General features: G+C 61.1%; 12 protein-coding genes. 2 read left to right on the top strand and 10 right to left on the bottom strand.

Going from position 1 to position 20,434, the window contains the following annotated elements; all coding sequences use genetic code 11:
* Positions 1-18 precede the first annotated feature (18 nt).
* The 8 genes from FVV99_RS15820 to FVV99_RS15785 form a co-directional block, all read right to left on the bottom strand.
* The gene (locus FVV99_RS15820) at positions 19-1,047 is read right to left on the bottom strand and encodes a DUF2955 domain-containing protein (protein ID WP_148255091.1); all 1,029 of its coding nucleotides are present in this window, start codon (positions 1,045-1,047) and stop codon (positions 19-21) included.
* On the bottom strand, positions 1,037-2,098 hold the full coding sequence (locus FVV99_RS15815) for an HlyD family secretion protein (RefSeq protein WP_148255090.1): 1,062 nt from the start codon (positions 2,096-2,098) through the stop codon (positions 1,037-1,039). The genes FVV99_RS15820 and FVV99_RS15815 overlap by 11 nt, the downstream gene beginning before the upstream one ends.
* Before the next feature lie 136 nt (positions 2,099-2,234).
* Positions 2,235-7,130 (bottom strand): coiled-coil domain-containing protein, encoded by a 4,896-nt coding sequence (locus FVV99_RS15810; RefSeq protein ID WP_148255089.1) that lies wholly within the window; start codon positions 7,128-7,130, stop codon positions 2,235-2,237.
* Complete coding sequence (locus tag FVV99_RS15805; protein WP_148255088.1) at positions 7,127-7,897, bottom strand: hypothetical protein; 771 nt, start codon at positions 7,895-7,897, stop codon at positions 7,127-7,129. Before FVV99_RS15805 ends, FVV99_RS15810 begins: the two co-directional genes overlap by 4 nt.
* The gene (locus tag FVV99_RS15800; protein WP_148255087.1) at positions 7,894-9,273 is read right to left on the bottom strand and encodes a hypothetical protein; all 1,380 of its coding nucleotides are present in this window, start codon (positions 9,271-9,273) and stop codon (positions 7,894-7,896) included. The genes FVV99_RS15805 and FVV99_RS15800 overlap by 4 nt, the downstream gene beginning before the upstream one ends.
* Positions 9,274-9,337: 64 nt before the next feature.
* The gene (locus FVV99_RS15795; protein ID WP_148255086.1) at positions 9,338-10,813 is read right to left on the bottom strand and encodes a glutamate synthase subunit beta; all 1,476 of its coding nucleotides are present in this window, start codon (positions 10,811-10,813) and stop codon (positions 9,338-9,340) included.
* Positions 10,813-15,348: a glutamate synthase large subunit gene (gene gltB, locus FVV99_RS15790; protein ID WP_148255085.1), complete on the bottom strand. Its 4,536-nt coding sequence runs from the start codon at positions 15,346-15,348 to the stop codon at positions 10,813-10,815. The genes FVV99_RS15795 and gltB overlap by 1 nt, the downstream gene beginning before the upstream one ends.
* A 64-nt stretch (positions 15,349-15,412) precedes the next feature.
* Entirely contained in the window at positions 15,413-16,030 is a 618-nt protein-coding gene (locus FVV99_RS15785; protein ID WP_148255084.1) for a hypothetical protein, read from the bottom strand.
* A gap of 155 nt (positions 16,031-16,185) precedes the next feature.
* On the opposite strand from FVV99_RS15785, the gene FVV99_RS15780 reads away from it, so the two are divergent.
* Both FVV99_RS15780 and FVV99_RS15775 read left to right on the top strand, forming a co-directional pair.
* Positions 16,186-16,524, top strand: a complete 339-nt coding sequence (locus tag FVV99_RS15780) for a 4a-hydroxytetrahydrobiopterin dehydratase (RefSeq protein ID WP_148255083.1) — start codon at positions 16,186-16,188, stop codon at positions 16,522-16,524.
* Positions 16,525-17,712 carry an amino acid aminotransferase gene (locus FVV99_RS15775; protein ID WP_148255082.1) on the top strand — a complete coding sequence of 396 codons (1,188 nt, stop codon included), beginning with the start codon at positions 16,525-16,527 and terminating at the stop codon, positions 17,710-17,712. It abuts the gene before it with no gap.
* 19 nt (positions 17,713-17,731) lie between these two features.
* On the opposite strand, the gene FVV99_RS15770 is transcribed toward FVV99_RS15775, so the two are convergent.
* The gene (locus tag FVV99_RS15770; protein ID WP_148255081.1) at positions 17,732-18,991 is read right to left on the bottom strand and encodes a D-amino acid dehydrogenase; all 1,260 of its coding nucleotides are present in this window, start codon (positions 18,989-18,991) and stop codon (positions 17,732-17,734) included.
* Positions 18,992-19,121: 130 nt separating this feature from the next.
* The gene (locus tag FVV99_RS15765; protein WP_148255131.1) at positions 19,122-20,420 is read right to left on the bottom strand and encodes an MATE family efflux transporter; all 1,299 of its coding nucleotides are present in this window, start codon (positions 20,418-20,420) and stop codon (positions 19,122-19,124) included.
* Positions 20,421-20,434: the final 14 nt, after the last annotated feature.

The raw sequence follows: 20,434 nt of genomic DNA, 5'->3' as shown, positions 1-20,434 counted from the left end.
CGTGTATGCGCGTTTTCGCTATCCCGCATAGCGTGTCGGTTCCCAGCCATCCAGTAACCGATGCAGTAAGGCCATCACGACCAGCGTGGCCACCAGCGCGACGCTCATTGACGAAAACCGATACAGGGCGCTGTAGACGAGATCCTGCTGTGGCCCGAGATACTGGCCAAACAGGATCCCCAGCGTCGTCAGACCGCCGAAACCGACCCCCGAGCCCCCACCTTCCAGCACATGCAAACGCGCGAACATCATCAACCCCAGCCAGTAGCAAAGTGTGACCAGCACCAGATGACCACTCTGACTGTACAAGACCAGTTGCAACAATAACGCGAGATTGCAGCCCAGCAAGGTACCTACCGCTCGCTTGACCGCGGAGACTCTGGCCCCGGGATAGCTCAACGCGAAGAGAATCAGGATCGTCGCCATCTGCGCCGACAGCGAATCACGCAGATCGAACACTTGAAACACGACGAACGACAGCGTCGCTGTCACAGCCCCGATCAGGGTTTCATGGCGCACGCGGGACGGCGCTTTTTCCGGACTCTGCGGCATTCGTCGTGCTTCGATATCCGGAAACACCGCATGCATGAGCATGGCTATCGCCACGGCCAGAACACTGGCGACGATATTGCTCGCCAACAAATCCGCCAGGTCCAGATCGGGATAACTGGCGAAGTGCAACAGGATGCTCAAGGTGAGTACGCCGTTGGCGCCAAACAGAAACAGCCTTCCCCGAGCCATCAATCGGAAACGGGCATAGAAAAGTGCAAACACCAGCCCGGTCATGATGACGGGCATGTGCTGGGTCAGTCCTACGACCAGGCTGACTTCCAGCACATTGACACAGACGTTGACGATGAACTGACGGATCACCAGGGCATTGAGCACCGGGATCAATCCCAATAGAAACATCGGAAAGACGGTAAAGAAGACACCGTAATTCCAGCCCATCAGATGGCTGATCACGAACCCCAGTGACCCGCCGCCCGCCACGCGCAGACACTGCCGCAATCCATTGGCATCCAGCACGTGGCGCTCAGTAGACATAATGAATCCAGCTAATCCCATGGATTTGCAGCCAGGCGAACGGTTTCGCCAGCCAGTGATTGTCCGGTAGCAACTGTACTGTCGCTCGCGCACCACTGGCCGGCAGCGTATCCAGGGGCCGATCCAGCGTCACATGCAGCCGCAAACGCTGTGCATCACGTACCCAACGGTCGGTCGCGGCAATATCGACGAGGCGGCCGTCGGCCGACAGCTGTCCATCCTGAATCCCGGCATCCCGCGAACTGACTCTGGCTTCGAAAACCTGACCGGGCCATGCATCGAAAACGACACGCACCGGATCTCCCGGCGATACATGCCGAAGCGCCTTTTCGCGAAAATCCGCCACGATATCGAGTTCATCATCGACCAGGGCCAATACCGCCGTGCCCGCCGACAGGACGCTCCCCGACTGCAACTGGAGGTTGGTGACGACACCAGCGTGGTCCGCACGGACTCGCGTACGCTCGAGATCGAGTTCGGCTTGGGCGACGGCATTCTCGGCTTGTCGTAACCGCAAATTGGCTTCCCCGTCGTCTCCCAGCTCGACTTCCAGTGACTCGACATTCGCCCGGGCAGCATCGACGGAGGCTTGAGCGCTGCGATAATCCGCCAGGCGCTGCTCATACGCCTGTTGCGATACTTCCTGGCGCTTGGCCAATGTTGCGTAACGACGTTGTTCCCGTTCCAGTTCGTCAGCCGAGGTCTGGGCCGCCACGAGTTCGGCCCGCGCCGCGGCCAGCTCAGCCTTGAGGCGGGCGTTGTCACGGCGGGCTTCTTCCCGCGCCAGCCGCGCTTGTTGAAGCGCCAGCCGATAGGGTTCAGCGTCGAGGGTAAACAGGACGTCGCCCTCGTGAACACGACTATTGTTGGACGCGTCGACGGACACGACACGGCCATCGACTTCCGGAGCGACCGTCGTGACCGGGCGCATGGCACGGGCTTGCGGTGTCATGGGCATGTAGGTGTCGGCAATCACGAAATAGACGAACAGCACGATGAATGCCGCGATTGCCACGCGAACCCAGCGGGCAAAACGTTGTTCTGGAGTCATCTCGTCTCACTTGCTTGGTAATGGTTACAGCCAGACAGAAGCGCCCCGCGGATCGGATTCACGAACGACCCACGGGGCGGGAAACGAGAGATTAGCATAATGTTAGCATGCTAACAATTTTTGCGGGTTTCCGACTTCACTCGACGGCGGGTTCCGTGACATGAATGCCGAAGATACTGGCATCCCCGTCGTCACGTCCCACACTCGTGGGCTCGACGACCTGACCTTCACGTACCACGACATGCCCTCCCTGGCCGTGTTGCCCGCCAATGACGCTGCCCACCAGGTAGGTGGGAAAGATGCCGGGATCGTTCTCGTAATTGGGATTGTGAATCAGGCCGATCATCTGGAAACGTCCACGGGTGTTGCGCAGAGACTCCAGGGAATCCTGTATCAAACGACGATGGGAGAGCTTGGAGAACAGGCCATCCAGCAGGATCACGCTCTCACGTCCTCCCTGGCCACGGCGCTTGCGCGCCCCCGGAACATCGTGCAGTCCGCGTTCGATGGCGAATTCGGACAGCTTGACCAACCACATCAACGATACCGCTTCACGCTGCCCTTCGGACATGTCTTCGTTGAGTGAAAACAACCGTCCATGGGGACGAATCGCATCGTGCTTGAGCCGAATCGAGACGTCGCGGAACAAGCCACGGTAGATCCGCCGGCGAATCTGGCGCGCCAGCTCTTCCTGCTTGTCGCCGGCACGGCGCGACGACTCGCCGGCATCTTCGCCTCGTTGCTGGCGACGCCGCTGTGCCGCTTGATGTTCGTCGATGTCGGCCAGCATCTGCTGAATGAGTTCGCGCACGGCCGTATCATCGATCAGCGATGCCTTGACGTCGAAGAAGGCGCCGCCATCGCCACTGCGTCGTGCCACACGTTTGAGGATGTCCAGGTTGCCGGCGGCATCGGTGATGATCGAACCGAGACGTTCAACCAACGTGCCTTCGATATGCTCACGCGAGGCGTGCAGCTTGGCGACCCGATCACGGTGATCGCCAAGCTGGCCGACCAGTTGATCGTGGAGCGAATGCAGGGCGGCGAGCGCGCCAGGATCGACGCCATTCAACGTCGCTAGACGAGCTCGCTCGGTGTCATTGAACAAACGGCTGCCACTGGCGTCATCCAGCGAGCGCGCCAACTGCTGTTCTCGAGTCTCGAGCTCACGGGCCTGACGGTCACGTTGGCGGGAATGCTCGCCCAAGTTGAGTTCGCCAAGGGCTTGCAGCAAGGTCTGTTGACTGGCCTCCAGGGTCTGGAACCAGTCATCCGTGACATCGGCCGGCACCGGTTCATCGCCGGGCCCGGCCAAGCGATGCCACTGAGACAGCGCCTCGTTCAAAGCATCGACATCAGGGTGATCGTCAGGCCATCCACTGACCTCGCTCAGATCGTCGAATCCTGCCAGTCGTTGTCGCCATCCCGCCGGCAACTCCCGCAACCGTTCCAGCCAGGCAACGGCCAATTGGTCGACCCATCCCATCGCTTGGCGGCTCACCTCCAGTCTTGACTCCACCGAGGATTGCTCCGCCAGACGGGCTTTGCGAGCATCGCGCGTCTCATTGATATCGCGCTTGAGCTGGGCAATGTCACGTTCGAGTTTCTGTCGTCCGCCGCGTGCGTCGCGCACCTCGAGATAGGCGCGTATCCGCGCAAAATCGAAATCGGCACGCCGACTGGCCAGGGTCACGGCCTGATTGAGTTCAGTCTCGACCTGCGACGCCGTTTGCATGAAGGCCTCGCCGCCCTCGCGCTCGAAGTCATCCAGCGTCCGCAGCCAGTCGCGCTCGCCATCGGCGAACAGCGAGCGACGTCGAGCCTCCAACGAGGTCAGTTGCTGGTCCAGTGATTCGAGGCGCTCGACAAGCTCGTCGCTACGTTCGCGGGCCAGACCTTCCTGTTCGGCGACACCCGCCAGACGCGCTTCGAGTTCAGCGAGACGCTCCACGCCACCGGCATCGGCGAACTGTTCGGCTGACAGCCAGGTATCCCCGTGCCGTTCCAGATCCTGCTCAGCCGCTTCGCGTTGCGGCTCCAGTTCGGCCAGGCGAGCCTGCGCATCGGCGAGCGCTTGCGTGGCCGTTTCCAGTGCCTTGTCTCCGCCTTCCTGCAGATAGCGCTGATAGTCATCGATCGAAGCCAGCGCTTCCTGACTCATGCGAGGAGCCAGCTGATTCCGCTTGTCCGCCAGGGCGGCCTGATCGCGTGTCAGCGACTCCAGCGCCGTCTCTACCGCCTGCTCTTCAGCGGCGTGTGCCTGACGAGCCAGTGCAAAGCGCTCGCCATGCGGGTCGAGACGCGCGATCTCATCATCGAGTGCCGCGCGACGTTCGCGATCGATGTCGAGCCGCTGCTGGGTCTCCTGACGGAGCGCATCCAGGTGCGAGGGGTCCAGTGCCGCCTTCACCGCCAGCGTTTCGACACCCTGGATCGCCCCCAGCGGGGTCTGCCCCGCTTGCAGCGCGTTTGTCAGCCGATGCGCCTCGATCACCGGCACGCCGATCCCCTCGTCGATCAAGCGATTCGCGGCGTCGCGAGCCGTCTTCTCACCGTCGACGACAGGGGCGAACAGATGCGAGGCCGCCTGGGATAACCATTCGCGATGCTGCTGCTGAGACGCCTCGCAGTCAGTCAGGACGCGATGCAAGGGAACATAGGCTATGCCGGCATCGTCGAGCAGGCGCTGCGCGTCGACCTCTGCGGCCTGCGAAGCCAGGGGATCGCCGGCCAATTGTTCCAGGTAGCTCTCACGCTCTGCGATACGCGTATCGAGTGCTTGTGTTTCGCGCAGCAGGCGTGGGTAACGTGCCTTGGCATCCTTGAGCCAGCGTTGGGGCGATTGCTCGCTCACCTCACGAAACGCTAGCCAGGCATCGTGAAGCTCGCGTAACCGCGCTTCCTCGTGAGCCAGACGTTGGGCCTCGTCGTCGAGCTCACGTGATTGGCGATACAGCCGATCCCGCAGATGGACCGGCTCTTCATCACCATGCCAGCGGGTATACGCAGCCGCGGATTCGGCCAGAGGCGCCAGCTGTGCCTGATGATTGCGTGCCGTCTCGAGTGACTGCCGGCATTGCTGACATTGTTGCTGCAATGTCGCCAGTTCATTCTTCTTCCGGGTCCAGAAGCCGGTGACCTCGGCCTCCGGCCAGTGCTCGACGAATGCCTGCCATGCCTCGCGCCCTCGCTGCAACGGTGTCTGCTCGCCTTCCAGACGTTGCCGCTCACCGCGTAGCCTCTCGAGTTCAGTGCGCGCCGCTTCATGCGCAGAACGAGCTTCATTGCGTTCACTATCCAGGCGCTCGTACTCGCTGTTCAGCGTATCCAACTGCTCAGTCTTGAGTGCCAACAGGTCGCCCGGTGTGGTATCGGGGTGTTGCGCCTTGAATTCGGCATGCCATTGCGACGCCTTTCGCAACTCGCCGACCCGGGCGATATGGTCGGCCAGTGACTGTCGGGCCGCGTCGGCGGCAGCCTGGACGGATTGTTCCGTCGTATCCGGGGCCTCCAATTCCTCTTCGCTAAAGAGCCCGTCGCTCAGTGCCTGCGTGTAAAAGCTCTGATTGTCGGTGAATTCCCGTTGTCGCGACTCGAGCTGTTCGCGCTCCTGATCGAGACGCTCCCAGTCACGATCCAGCCGTTCGACATCGGTCTTGAGTTCCTTGAGATAGGTACGGTCGGCGATCACCTCTTCCCGCCAACGGTTGCCGTCCAGGGATTCGAAGGCCTCGGCCGCTTCATCGAATTGAGCGAGCGCCCGGTAACGTGCAGCGTCGTCGTCGAAAGCCTGGCTGTCGGCGAGCCAGTCACGCGCGGCTTCGAAGGCGACATGTCCCACTTCCTTGGCAGCAGGCCAACTCGCCTCCGGCAGGTGAATCAAGCGGCGGTGAGAGTCGACCCGCGCCCCCCGTTCGGACAATGCCTGACGAACATGACGTTCCGCCTGACGAGTCAGTCGTGCCAGCAACCATAGAGAGACCCGCGGACGACCGGTATCGCCGCTGCCCCAGGCAAACCCTTCGACCCAGGTTGCGCTGCCATTGGGGATCCCCGGCAAGGCCATCAGCGCCTGGCCACCGATCAAGCGCTCGCTGGCCGATAGGGTTGCATCCATGGCCACCAGCGCATTCCGCGCATCGAGCAGGGACTGTCCCTGCGCATTGAGTGACTCCAGATAGGCCACCTTGTCTTCGGCACGGTGCTGGTCGGTTTCGGCTTCACTCAACCGATGACGGAGTTCGGTGACCTTGGTACCGGAGTTGAGAATGACCTCTTCGATCAGGTCTTCCCCTTCATCCGTCTCGCCATGCGTGGCGCCGGACAGGATTTGTGGTGCCAGCACTTCGAAGAAGAACGCCTGGTCGGCCTTCTCTCCGCCACGCGGTTTGATGGCATTGAATATCTGGCTCTTGTCGGCGCCGCCTTCCTTCTGAAAGGAGGCCAGTTGTGCCAGCTCACGACGCGACACGTGGGCACCCACGGCATCCAACCACTCCTCTCGATTGGCGCTACGAGACACGCCTTGAGCACGCATGGCGGCCTGGACATCGCTGTTGGCGTATAACGCCAGCTTGCCGTCCGCCGTCTCGTGATGTATCGGGACCTGTTCGAGCCGACCGGCGTAGTGATAGAAGGATAACCCGCTGCCGTCGCAGTAGCCGTACATGCCGAATACGACGGACTCACCGGCGACTTCTTCGCCGGCCGTGGCCAGCATGTCGTCCTGACCACCCTCACTGCCGCCGGTACGGAACTCGACCCGCAGGTGCGTCCAACTGCGTCCCTGCCCGCCGACGTTCGAAGGTGAACATTTGCGCCGTGTCCGCGTCAGCAACGTGCGATCGCGAGACAACATGCCAATCAAGGCCTCGGCCAGCGTCGTCTTGCCGAAGCCGTTTTCCATGCTGATTGCGCTCGACTGGCCACGCAGATCGAGCAGCAGGTGCCGCATCTTGGCATCCCAGGGCGAGGCGATATCACCATGCTTGTTGAGCAGGTTCGCCACTTCGATGCGATGGATCACGCTCATTCGCTCGTCTCCTCGGCCGGGGACTCGACAAGGGATTGCAGGTGCGACAAGTGGTGCATGCCGACCTGTTCGGCTTCCAGGGCACCTAGCAGGGTCTGTTGCCAGATGTCACCACTCTCGTCGCCACCTTCACGCACCGGTTCGAGTTGCCCGGCACGCATCTGCAGTTCGATGAAGGCGCGAACGCGACGGCCGATATCGTCACCACGCTCATCGAGCAGCGCGCGACTGCTCTCCGGGGCGGTCTCTCCCATCGCGCGCAGAGTCTCGAGCTGCTCTCGCATCAGATCGATGAGTTCGGTGGTCGCGAATGCCGCCTCCTGATAGCGGCTGACATCCGACAAGGCGCGATTGAGACGCGTGTAAAGCAAGGTGTGCATCAACAGCCAGAGTTGTAGATACCATTGGGCCAGTTCAGCCCGGCTTTCCTGACGCAAGCGCAGGGCATCGAAGACCGGATCACGGGTATATAACGGGGGCTGCTCAAGTTCCGGATCCGGCAATAGCGCATAGAAACGCGAGCCTGGAGCAATGCCTGGATAATCGCCAGGCTCGAAGATTCGCAGGCGCAAGCCCTGACCGGCCAGGAAATCACGCAACGCGTCCCGCTCGGTATCGAGCGCATCGTCGATCAAGGCACAGACATCTCGTTCGGCCAGTTGACCTTCCCGCGCCGCGCGCCGCTTACGGCCCCCACTGGGTTGACGCTCGGCGGTACGATAGCGCAATAAATAGGCGACGACTTCGCCCATTTCGGTCATGTTCATAAGGTATCTTCCTGTGCAAAACGCAGCGAGGGGGTCACCTCACCTTCGACACGGCGGCCATCGTCCAGCGTGACCGAAAAACCACGACGCTCGATTCCGATCGTCAAGCGGTCATCGAGTAATTGGGTATCGACGAAGGTATTGAGCAGCTGGGACAGGCAATCTTCGCCGTCAAGGCGGTGCCAGGCTTCATGCAAGGCCTCGGGCAGCGACAGGGGCGATTCGTCCAAGCGCCGACAGAGTGCCGGACCGTGTGACGCGAGGAAGCGCATCAGCATCGGGTCATCCTGCGGCATGTCATCCTGCTCGTCGAACACCAGTGCCGTGGTACGCGTTTCGGCCCGTCGCGTTTCGACCAGTGGCATCAGCGGTTCGACGCGCGGGATCGCCGTTGCCGATTCGAAGGGCATCATTCTGGCAACGGTGGCATCCTGCATCGCCGGCTGCAGTGGGTCTTTCAACAGATGGCGCGCCAAGGCGGAGAAATCGACCACGCCCATCGACTGGATGCGGCCTTCGGCGATATCGGACAGCAGTTCCGATAACCGTCGGGATAGATTCTCGATCGCGGTGAGGACGCGCCCGATGGCGCTCGCGAGCATCCGCAGATCCCAACCGTCTTCCTGCTCTGCCTGCCACTGTTCGAAACGCCTCATCACCTCCGGCGAGGTCAGTTGCGACCGGGCTCCCAGCAAGGTGTTCTGGATCGTGGACAAGGCATTGTGATAATGGCGCTCGTTGTCGAGAAAGGCCTGCAGCTTGCCTTCACGGGTCGGGTTTTCACGGACACGCCGTAATTCCTGGGTCAATCCGCGGGTCGCCATGAGGATCTGGTTGGTGATATCGGGGATGCGAGCGAAGTCGCCGCGCGACAATGCTGCCAATATCTTGGCCGCATCGTATTCGGAGTACAGCAGGTCTTCGACCTGGCTGGCCAACGTCACCGCCTGGCGCCCGCCGGGTGTCAGGCGCACCTGGCCCGTCTGCCCCTGTTTCTCGATCAACGCGGTGCGCTTGGTGCTGCTGACGTTACGCGCCGGATCACCGCCAGCGCCGGACGACGAGCGATAGTGCAGCTCACTGGGTGTCGCCAGCAGATTGACGACGAAGGTCAGGTCGTCCGACGCGAGGTCAGGATACGCGTCCCGCAATGCGGCCAGACAGCGCGTCTGGGACACGAAGGCACTGTTGGTGGCAAAATCCATGTCCAGCAAAAAGTCGAGCAGCAGGCAACCGAGATCCAGCCAATAGCCATCACGCAGTCCACGGCGCTGCTCCTGGCTGACCTGCACGAAAGGCGACCCAGGTTCATGGGCACTGTCGTGCAGATCGATCAATCGTGTCGTGGCAAGGAGTAGCTTGCTCCAGGCAGTCATGGGTCATCCCTGAAGGAAAAACGCCCATTATGCCAATCCTCGTTCCTGCGGTCACCGGACGTCGTCACTCATCCGTCGGCGGCGACTGCGTCGCCAGGCTCGGGGGCAAACGCGATTCGCCCATCAGGTAGCGATCGATATGACGTGCGGCATCACGCCCCTCCCCGATCGCCCAGACCACCAGCGAAGGGCCCCGACGACTATCGCCGGTGGTGAATATGCCATCGAGCGTCGTCATCATGGCCTCATTGGCCGCGATCCGACCGTTGCCGGTCAGCTCGATGCCCTGATCGACGAGGGAGTCGGCCTGGGCACCGCGAAAACCGATAGCGATCAGGACCAGATCGGCCGCAACTCTGACATCGCTTTCGAGCACGGTCTTGTCGATCCGCCGTCCCTGCGAGTCGAACGTCCACTTGACGCGTTCGGCCATCAGCGCATCGACGTGATCATCGCCATCTTCATCGACGAAGGCGGTGACATCCAGCGCATAGAGTGCCTCACCCCCCTCTTCCAGGGCATACGTCTGTTCGAAGGTGCGAGGCTGCCAGGGCCACGGGTTGTCATCCGGACGCGTCAGCGGCGGCTGATCGCGGACACTGATCTGTGCGACATCCACGGCGCCCTGACGGTGGGCCGTCGCCACACAATCCGCTCCCGTATCGCCGCCGCCAAGCACCACCACACGTTTGCCGCCGGCATCGATCGAGACGGCCCCGCCCCCCGCCTGATGGCGATTCTCATCGGTCAGATACGTCATACCGAAATGGATGCCTGCCAGCTCACGCCCCGGAACCGATATGTCGCGGTGTGCCTGGGCGCCGATCGCCAGGCAGATGGCGTCGGCGCGCTCACGCAGGTCGGATAGCGACATCGTCGTGCCGATATCGATACCGGTGCGAAAGGCAATGCCTTCACGCTGAAGTTGGTCGAGCCGCCGCGTGACCTGCCGCTTGTCGAACTTGAAATCAGGAATGCCCAGAGTCATGAGACCGCCGAGGGATTCGTCACGCTCGTAGACCGTCACGGCGTGGCCGGCGCGATTGAGCTGTTGAGCACAGGCCAGACCGGCGGGCCCACTACCCACTACCGCCACCTGCTTGCCCGTACGCCGCAACGGCGGTTCGGGTTGAATCCAGCCCCTTTCCCAGCCCTTGTCGACGATCGCCCGTTCGAGACTCTTGATGGCAACGGCGTCGGCGTTGTAAGCCAGCGTACAGGAGGGCTCGCAGGGCGCCGGACACGTATAGCCGGTGAACTCGGGAAAGTTGTTGGTGGCATGCAGTCGATCCAGCGCCGTCCGCCACCGGCCACGATGGACCAGGTCATTCCATTCCGGAATCAGGTTGCCGATGGGACAGCCGCCGGTGCACGTGGGCACGCCACAATCCATACAGCGTTCCCCCTGTTGGCGAAGGTGCTTCTCCTGCCAGGTCGGTGCGTAGATTTCCTGATAATCGCCGATGCGCTCCAGGGGATCACGCTTGCCGATCGGTTCGCGCGGGTAGCGCAGAAACCCGTCGGGATGATTCTCGTCCATCAGGCCACCTCCCGAGCGGCGAACGGCAGCACCGTCCGGATATCCCGCCCTTGAGACAGTTCACGGTTGACGATCTCGGCGTATGCCTCCGGCACCACCTTGATCAGACGCGTCAATGTCGTCGGCCAGTCGTCGAGCAAGGCGCTGGCGCGTCGACTGCCGGTATAGGCGACATGATTCTCCAGCAAACGGCGTATCAAGGCGACATCCCGCGCTTCTTCCACGCGTTCGAGACTGACTCGCTCCGGGTTGACCCGGTCTGCCAGCGAGCCGTCTTCGTCAAGCAGGTAGGCTTCGCCGCCGCTCATTCCGGCGGCGAAGTTCTGGCCGCATGGCCCGAGCACCAGCGCAACGCCCGCGGTCATGTATTCACAGCCGTGATCGCCGATACCTTCGACCACTGCCAACGCGCCGGAATTGCGTACGCAGAACCGCTCGCCCGCTCGCCCATTGACATAGGCCTCCCCACTGGTTGCGCCGAACAACGCGACGTTGCCGATGATGACATTGTCGGCAGCCGCATAGCGGGCCTCAGGAGGAACACGGATGCTGAGCCGGCCTCCCGATAGTCCCTTGCCGACATAGTCATTGGCTTCACCACACAGATGCAGCTCGATGCCTTTGGCAACGAAAGCACCGAAACTCTGGCCAGCCGAGCCGTGAAGATGGATGTTCAGGCCCTCATCGGGCAACGAGGACCGCCAGTGATGCTTGACCCATCGCGCAGAAAGCAGGGTGCCGACACTGCGATCGCGATTGCATACCGGGGTCTCGATACGCACCGTCTCGCCACTTTCGAACGCCGATGCGGCCCGAGCGATCAGACGCTGGTCCAGCTTGTCATCGAGCTGATGGTTCTGCGCGCGCGATCTGTAGGGCGTATCGTTCGACTCGGTAGGCGCCAGAAGCGCAGAAACATCCAGCGTCAGGCCACGCGGATGATCGATCGGCCGCTCACGTAACCGATCGACGCGCCCCACCATTTCCTGTACCGAGCGGAATCCCAACATGGCCATGATCGCGCGCAACTCATCGGCAACGAAACGCAGGTAGTTGACGATATGCTCGGCTTCGCCCGCGAACTGTTCACGTAGCTGTGGATCCTGGGTCGCCACGCCGACCGAACACGTATTGCAGTGGCACTTGCGCAACAGCAAGCAGCCCACGACGACCATCGGCGCCGTCCCGAAACCGAACTCTTCGGCTCCCAGCAAGGCGGCGATCGCCACATCGCGTCCCGTCTTCATGCCGCCATCCACACGCACCGTGATACGTGAACGTAGCTGGTTGGCCATCAGCACCTGATGGGTTTCGGCCAGTCCCAGTTCCCAAGGGGTGCCGGTATGCTTGATGGAGGTTTTCTTGGCGGCGCCGGTGCCTCCGGCATCCCCGGAGATGAGCACCGCATCGGCGCGCGCCTTGGCAACCCCGGCCGCGATAGTGCCGACATTGGCCTTGGAGACCAGTTTGACGTGGATCTCGGCCTCCGGGTTAGCGCATTTGAGATCATGAATCAGCTGCGCCAGGTCCTCGATCGAATAGATATCGTGATGCGGCGGTGGCGAAATCAGTCCCACCCCCGGGACGGTAAAGCGGACTTCAGCGATCGCTTCGTCGACCTTGCCGCCAGGCAATTCGCCCCCTTCGCCGGGCTTGGCGCCCTGGGCCATCTTGATCTCGATCTGACGCGCACTGGCCAGATATTGCGCTGTCACGCCGAACCGGCCCGACGCACACTGCTTCATGGAATTTTCCGCATCCGTTCCAAAGCGCTCGACCTGTTCGCCCCCTTCGCCACTCCCCGCCTTGCCACCGATACGATTCATGGCGATCGCCATGACTTCATGCGCCTCACGGGATAATGCCCCGAAAGACATCGAACCGGTCCCGAAGCGGGTCAGGATCGACTCCACGGATTCGACCTGCTCGATGGGCAGCGAGGCCTCCTGATCGACCTCGAAATCGATCAAGCCACGCAGCGTCTGCAGTCGCTGATCCTGCTCATTGATCAAGCGGGCAAAACGCCGATAGCTGTCGGCGTCATTGTGCCGCGCAGCCTGTTGCAGATAACCGATGGTCTGGGGGTTCCACTGGTGCCACTCGCCGTCACGCCGCCAATAGAAGTCTCCTCCCTGCAATAGCGGTAGATTGCCGGCGATACGATCACTGTAGGCAACGGTATGGGCCTGTAGGGTTTCACGACCAATCGTGTCGAGCCCGACTCCGGGAATGTGGGCCGGAGTCCCGTCGAAACACTCGTCGACCAGTGCCTGATCCAGACCGACACACTCGAACGTCTGCGCCCCCTTGTAGCTCTCCAGCGTCGAAATGCCCAGTTTGGCCATGACTTTCAGCAGGCCATCCTCGATGGCGAGGCAGTAAGAACGCCGTGCCTCGGCGGCATCCTCGACATCGCCAAGCGCCCCTTCAGCGTGCAACTGATCGAGGCTGCGATAAGCCAGCCACGGATAAATCGCATCCGCCCCATACCCCACCAAGGTACAGTGATGATGAACGGCATAGGGCTCCCCCGCACACACCACCAACGACACGCGACTACGGTTGCCGACGCGCAACAGCCCATGATGCACCGCTCCGACAGCCAGCAAGGCAGGCACCGCCACCCGGGTGGGGCCCGCGCTGCGGTCATCGAGAACCAGCAAGGTGTTGCCTGCCTCGACGGCGGCGTTCGCATCACACCGCAGACGCTCCAGGACATCGGCCAGGTCGCTATCGGGAGCATAGGTCGTATCGATCGTCCCTGCGCGCAAACCGTCGCGATCGAGCGCCGCGACCCGGGCAAATGCGTGGTCATCGAGGATCGGGCTGTCGAGATGAAGCTGCCGGCAGTGCTGAGGGGATGCTTCCAGCAAATTGCATTGATGACCCAAGTGGGAACCCAGCGATGTGACGAGCGATTCACGCAGATAATCCAGAGGTGGATTGGTCACCTGAGCAAAGAGTTGATGAAAATAGGCGTACAGCGGCTTGCGCTGCGCCGAGAGAACCGCCAGCGGCGCATCATTGCCCATCGCGCCCAAGGGATCCTTGCCGGATTCGGCCATGGGAGCCAACAAGACACGCAGCCCCTCCATCGTATAACCGAAAGCACACTGATGCGCCGCCAGCGCTTGCGGATCCGGCTTTGCGACGACCGGCTCGGGTTGTCCGGCGACCAGGTCGTCGAGCCGCAGGCGGTGACTGGCGAGCCAGGTCGCATAGGGTGCTTGTTGCGTCAGTCCAGTGAAGATCTCAGCCTCGGGAACGATGCGGCCTTCACGCGTATCGGCATAGAAAAGCTGTCCCGGGCGCAGGCGCCCCTGCTGAACGATCTCGCCGAAATCGGTATCCAGCGTGCCGCTCTCGCTGGCCATGATCAACTTATCGTCGCGAGTCAGACAGTAGCGACAGGGACGCAGGCCATTACGGTCGATGACCGCCCCGACGGCATCACCATCGGTTGCGACCACCAGTGCAGGGCCATCCCAGGGTTCCATGAGCGTCGAGTGGAAATCATAGAAGGCACGGCGCTCAGGCGGCATCGACGCATGCTTCTCCCAGGCTTCGGGTATCATCATGCGCAAGGCATGCGGCAGGGAACGGCCACCGACCAGCAACAATTCCAGCACGTGATCGAAATCGGCGGAATCACTCTGACCATCCTCGGCCAGGACCGGCCGGATACGCTCGATGTCATCGCCGAAGCGGGCGTGTGCCAGTAACGGCTCCCGCGCTCGCATCCAGTTGACGTTGCCACGCAAGGTATTGAACTCACCGTTGTGGACCACCGCCCGATAGGGGTGAGCCAATTCCCAGGCCCCCAGGGTGTTGGTCGAGAAACGCGAGTGCACCAGAACCAGCGCACTGTCGCTACGCGGATCCTGCAGATCCGGGTAATAACTCGCCAGTTGCGCGCAGGTCAGCAATCCCTTGTAGACGATGCGTTTGCGATCGAGGCTGCAGATATAAAAGAGATCAGCGCCCTCGCCGCCCAGTTGATGGTCGCGCACACGGTTCTGAATATGGCAGCGCAGCACGTAAAGTCCCACATCGAGTGCCACCGACGACATGGGCTCGATCGGTACCACAACACACTGCTCCACCCTGGGTTCACTCGCTAGTGCCGTCTGTCCCAGCCCGCGATTGTCGGTCGGCACGGTGCGCCAGGCCTGCAGGCGGTAGCCCAGTTCCTCGGCAGTCGATTCGATCAACTGCTTGATGGCGCTATAGCGGGCCTGGTTGCGCGGCAGAAACAGTTGTCCAATGCCATAAGACCCCGCTTGTGGCAGATCGGGAATGGCATCGGCCAGCAGCCGATGAGGAACCTGAAGCAGCATGCCGGCACCATCCCCGGTGTTCTCCTCGGCGCCGCGAGCCCCACGATGATCGAGGTGGCGCAGCATGCGCAGCCCATCCTCGATCAATTCATGCGTGCGTTCGCCACGAACGTTGAGAATGGTGCCGACACCACAGTGTGCGTGGCCATGGCGACGTTCTTGCCGTGACGCGTTCGTGTGGGCTACCGGGTATCGCATGTCGCTCGTCACCCCCTGCCTGGTGATGTTGTGTCGTTCTCAGGATAGATACTGTCATCCCATACTATGACACCCTATGCCAACGCTGCAGCCAGATCATCAACAGTTGTACGGGCAGATAGACCGCCAGCGGCCATGCCATCATCAACCCTGCCAGGTAGACAAGCGGCGCAAGACTCTCCTGGGGCTGGCCAAAGGGACCATGCACCCAATTGATGTTGCGCTCGGGATCGGTCCAGACATAACTCAAGGGAATGATCAGCCAGGTCAACCCCGTCTGCCACAGGATGGCCCGGCGATCGAACCCGAGTCGCCATACCGTCAGCGACGCCACGACCGGCAGGATCAGGTGGTATAACGACAAGGCCCGCGTCACTGGCGGGTGCTCGGGATCGAACATGTATTCCGTACCGCCAATGGGATGCCACCCCGTCACCAGCGCGGTGCCGACATCCACCGCCCATAGGGTACCGACCAGCAGCACCGCCAGTAATTGCATGGACATCAAACGTCGGCTTTCGCTCCACAAGGCAACGAGAATCAGGAAATTGGCCAGATTGCATAACCACAGGAAATTCTGCGGCCCCAGCAAGATGGCATACGTCGGCGCCCAGCCAAGAATCCAGAGGCTGAACAGCAGCTTTGGCCATAACGGTAGCCGTCGTGCACTCGCCCTATCCATATTGCGCTTCCTTCGGCGTTCACTTGCCAACGAATCTGACCGTTGACGGGATTGACTCACGGCCGATCCATCCCCATACGTGATAGATGAGCACAAGCGTCTTATCCTTGCCAATGACACTTGTTCCACTGCCGCAACGCAATCAAGGAGGCAACATGGCCAACCTTTCCCAACAACGATGTGAAGCGTGCAGTATCGATGCGCCGCGAGTCACCGACGAGGAAATCGCACAGTACAAGAGCGACATTCCCGAGTGGCAGATCGTCGAGCGGGATGGCATCATGAAACTGGAGCGGGACTTCAAATTCCCCAATTTCCAGCAAGCCCTGGATTTCACCTACAAGGTCGGCCAGCTTGCCGAGGAAGCCGACCACCACCCTGCCCTCTTGACCGAATGGGGCAAAGTGACCGTGACGTGGTGGTCTCACAAGATCAAGGGTTTGCACAAGAACGACTTCATACTGGCCGCCAGAACCGACGAGGTAGCAGCATAAATGTTCGAGCAGATTGAGCGGGTCCCCGGGGATGCCATCCTCGGGTTGATCGAGGCCTTCAAGAAGGATGGCAATCCGAACAAGGTCGATCTCGGGGTCGGTGTCTATCGCGATGCCCAGGGCACGACACCGGTGATGCGGGCCGTCAAGGAGGCCGAAGCGCTACTGCTCGAGAAAGAGACGACCAAGACTTACATCGGCTCCCATGGCGATCCTCGCTATGCTGATGTCGTGCTACCCATGGTGCTGGGCAGTGACTCACCGATTCTGGCCGACAATCGTGCCAGCCTGACCCAGTCGCCAGGTGGTACCGGAGCGCTGCGCCTGGCTGCCGATTTCGTGTATACCCAGTTGCCCGGTAAAGGCATCTGGGTCAGCACCCCGACCTGGCCCAACCATCTGGGCATCTTCGAGGCGGCTGGCCTGAAAATCGGCAAGTATCCCTATGTCGATGCGAACAATCAGCTTGACTTCGTCGGCATGCTGGACGCCATCCAGCAGATTCCCGCAGGCGATGTCGTCGTCCTGCACGCCTGCTGCCACAACCCATCCGGATTCGATCTGTCGAAGGAGCAATGGCAGCAGGTCCTGACGGTGGTGCAGGAGCGGCACCTGTTGCCCTTGATCGATTTCGCGTATCAAGGCTTCGGCGACGGACTCGACGAGGATGCTTACGGCGTTCGGTTGCTGGCCGAGAACCTCGACGAGCTGCTGATCACCAGTTCCTGTTCCAAGAATTTCGGCCTCTACCGCGAGCGAACCGGTGCACTGATCGCGATCGCCCGGAACAGCGAGCAGATGGAGAATGTGCGTTCGCAGATAGCCATCGTGGCGCGGGAAAATTACTCCAACCCTCCCGCCCATGGTGCAGCGGTCGTCAGCGAAATTCTCGAGTCGGCGGAGCTGGCCGCGCACTGGCGTGACGAGTTGACCGAGATGCGCGATCGTATCAACGGGTTGCGCCGCGAGTTCGTCGCCGCGCTGGCGCCATACGGCCTGTCGGACAAGTATGCCTTCATTGCCGATCAGCGAGGGATGTTTTCCTACACGGGGCTCACTCCGGATCAGGTCGATCGTCTGCGTGACGAATTCGGTATCTACATGGTGCGCTCCGGCCGTGCCAATGTGGCGGGGCTGGCATCGGACAACATGCCCTATGTCGCCAAGGCCATCGCCGCGGTCAACTGACCGCGGCACGCAGGGTCGTTCAGGCCGCGTAACGGCCGACATCCAGCCCATGAGGATCGATGGCGGGCTCGTGTCCCGCCATCAGATCCGCCAGAAGATGAGCGCTGCCGCAACTCATGGTCCAGCCCAAGGTGCCATGGCCAGTATTGAGCCACAGGTTGGCGTACTTGGTACCGCCAATGATCGGCGTGGAATCAGGCGTCATGGGACGCAAGCCTGTCCAGAACTCAGCGTGTCCAAGATCCCCACCTTCCGGAAACACATCCCGTACTACCATACTGATGGTCGAGCGGCGTTTCTCCAGTAGATTCAGATCGTAGGATGCCAACTCCGCGGTCCCGCCGACACGAATCCGGTTGTCGAAGCGTGAAATCGCCACCTTGAACGTCTCGTCCATGATCGTGGACTGCGGTGCACCACCGTCGTCGATGACCGGAATGGTCAGGCTGTAGCCTTTGACCGGATAGATCGGCAGGCGGATGTCGAGGTCCTTGACCAACAGGGGGGAGAAACTGCCGAGACAGACGACATAGGCATCGGCCGTCATGGCGCCCTCACTGGTCATGACCGACTCGATGGTATCGGCACGCCGTTCGATGCGCTGGATCTCGACGCCGAACCGAAATGTCACGCCCAAGCGTTCGCGGCAGTAGTCTGCCAGGCGGTTGGTGAATAAGTGACAATCGCCCGTCTGATCGTCGGGAAGATGCAGGCCACCAACGAATTTACCAGGCACTCGGGACAAGGCCGGTTCCACGGTCGTGATCTCGTCGGCGTTCAGCAACCGGTGACGAACACCGCACTGCTCGAGAATCTTCATATCCTTGGCCGCCGACTCGACCTGACTATCGTCACGGAACAACTGCATCAAACCACGCTGACGGTCTTCATAATGGAGTCCGGTATCCCGACGCAACTGATCGATGCACGCACGGCTATATTCGGCGACGCGCACCATACGCTCCTTGTTGACGGCATAGCGCTCTGTCGTGCAGTTGCCGAACATCTGCATCATGAAGCGTGCCATGGCAGGATCCATGCGTGGCTGGATCTTGAGCGGTGCATGCTCCTGGAACATCCACTTGACGGCCTTGCGAGGAATGCCCGGTGCGGCCCAGGGTGACGAAAAGCCGAAGGACACCTGACCGGCATTGCCGTAACTGGTCTCCATCGCCGGTGCGGCCTGGCGGTCGATGACCGTGACATCGTGTCCCTGCCTAGCCAAATAATAAGCACTGGTAACACCCACAACGCCGCTACCCAGGATCAGTACACGCATTTTCTGCTCCACGCTTGTTGTATGAAACGGCGCAGTATAAGCAATAGCGTGCAGATAAATTGACCAAATTATCGATATTTACGCATACATAAAATCAAATAATAGAATGAATACATGACAGAACACTTCATCATTCACTATCTACAGGATTATATCCTGCATCTATTTCACGCGATCGTTGCGCCCTCCGATACAGCCGCCAAGCCAGCACTCCCGCCAGGACATTGCCGCCGGCCGCTCCCGCTGCCAGACCATGGATACCCCCCACGCGAGCGCCTAGCCACAGACAGGGCAGATAGCATCCGAAAAGACGGACGCCTGACATCAACATCGCTCGCAGCGGCCAGCCCAGCGCATTGCCGGCCGACACCACGATCATGCAGATCCCCAGCAGTGCATAACTCGGCAACAGGAAGCGGATCAGGATGGCAAGATCACCGCGTACGTCAGGGCTTCCCGACAAGCCCAGCGCCACCCATGGCGCTCCCAAGGCCATCAGCAGCCCGAGCGCAAGCTGCCAGGCAATCACGACACGTGCCGCCAGGTACATCAGTTGCTCGATACGCTGCCAGTCTCCTCCGCCATAGCACCGTCCCAACCAGGGTGGCAGTGACATGGTCAGTGCCAGCACCACCATCAACGACAACGTCTCCAGACGACTTGCCAGCCCCCAAGCGGCGACACTTGCTTCACCCAGCGAGGCGACGACACTGATGGCCAGCATCTGCGCCAATGGCGGCATCAACTGGCTGATCATGGCTGGACCGGCAATTCCCAGAAAATCAGGCAAGCTGGTACGTACTTCGGCCAGCACGCCCCGACGCGCCAACCAGCCGGTACCGCGTAACCGCAATGCCAGGATGACCAGCCCACTGGTAAACGCGAGAGCCGTTGCCCACGCAGCACCGGGAAGGCCCATGCCTTGCCAGGGACCGATTCCGAAAATGAGCAACGGGTCCAGACACAGATTGACGACACTGGTCGCGACCATCAATTTCCCGGGAAGTCGCGTATTGCCATGCGCTCGGAAGAGGCTGTAACCAAAATACAGTAGCGCTCCCAACCAGGCAGACAGTAGCTGAGGCCCCCAATACGCGCGTATCAGCGGTAGACTTTGTGGGCCTGCCCCGAGCCGCGTGAAGATCGGTACCTGAATCAGCCACAAGAGGATGGCCAGCATGGCAATGACCAGACTCCCGAGCCATAAGGCCATGCTCCCCTGACGCCGCGCTCGCTGTTGCTCACCCGCCCCCAGGGCACGCGAGATCAAGGCCGCGATGGCTATTCCCATCCCGACCTGGACGCCGATGATCAGAAATGACAAGGGAAACGTGAAGGATTGAGCGGCCAAAGGCCGCGTACCCAACCGGGCGATGAAGGCACTGTCGATCAGTTGCATGCCCAGCAGAGCCATCACGCCGATCGCCATCGGCCAGGTCTGCC

The organism is Aidingimonas lacisalsi, from assembly GCF_008079445.1.
In the GTDB taxonomy this organism is placed as follows: Bacteria; Pseudomonadota; Gammaproteobacteria; order Pseudomonadales; family Halomonadaceae; genus Aidingimonas; species Aidingimonas lacisalsi.
The sequence above is the reverse complement of the archived record's forward strand: the minus strand, read 5'-3'. Positions and strand labels throughout refer to the sequence as shown.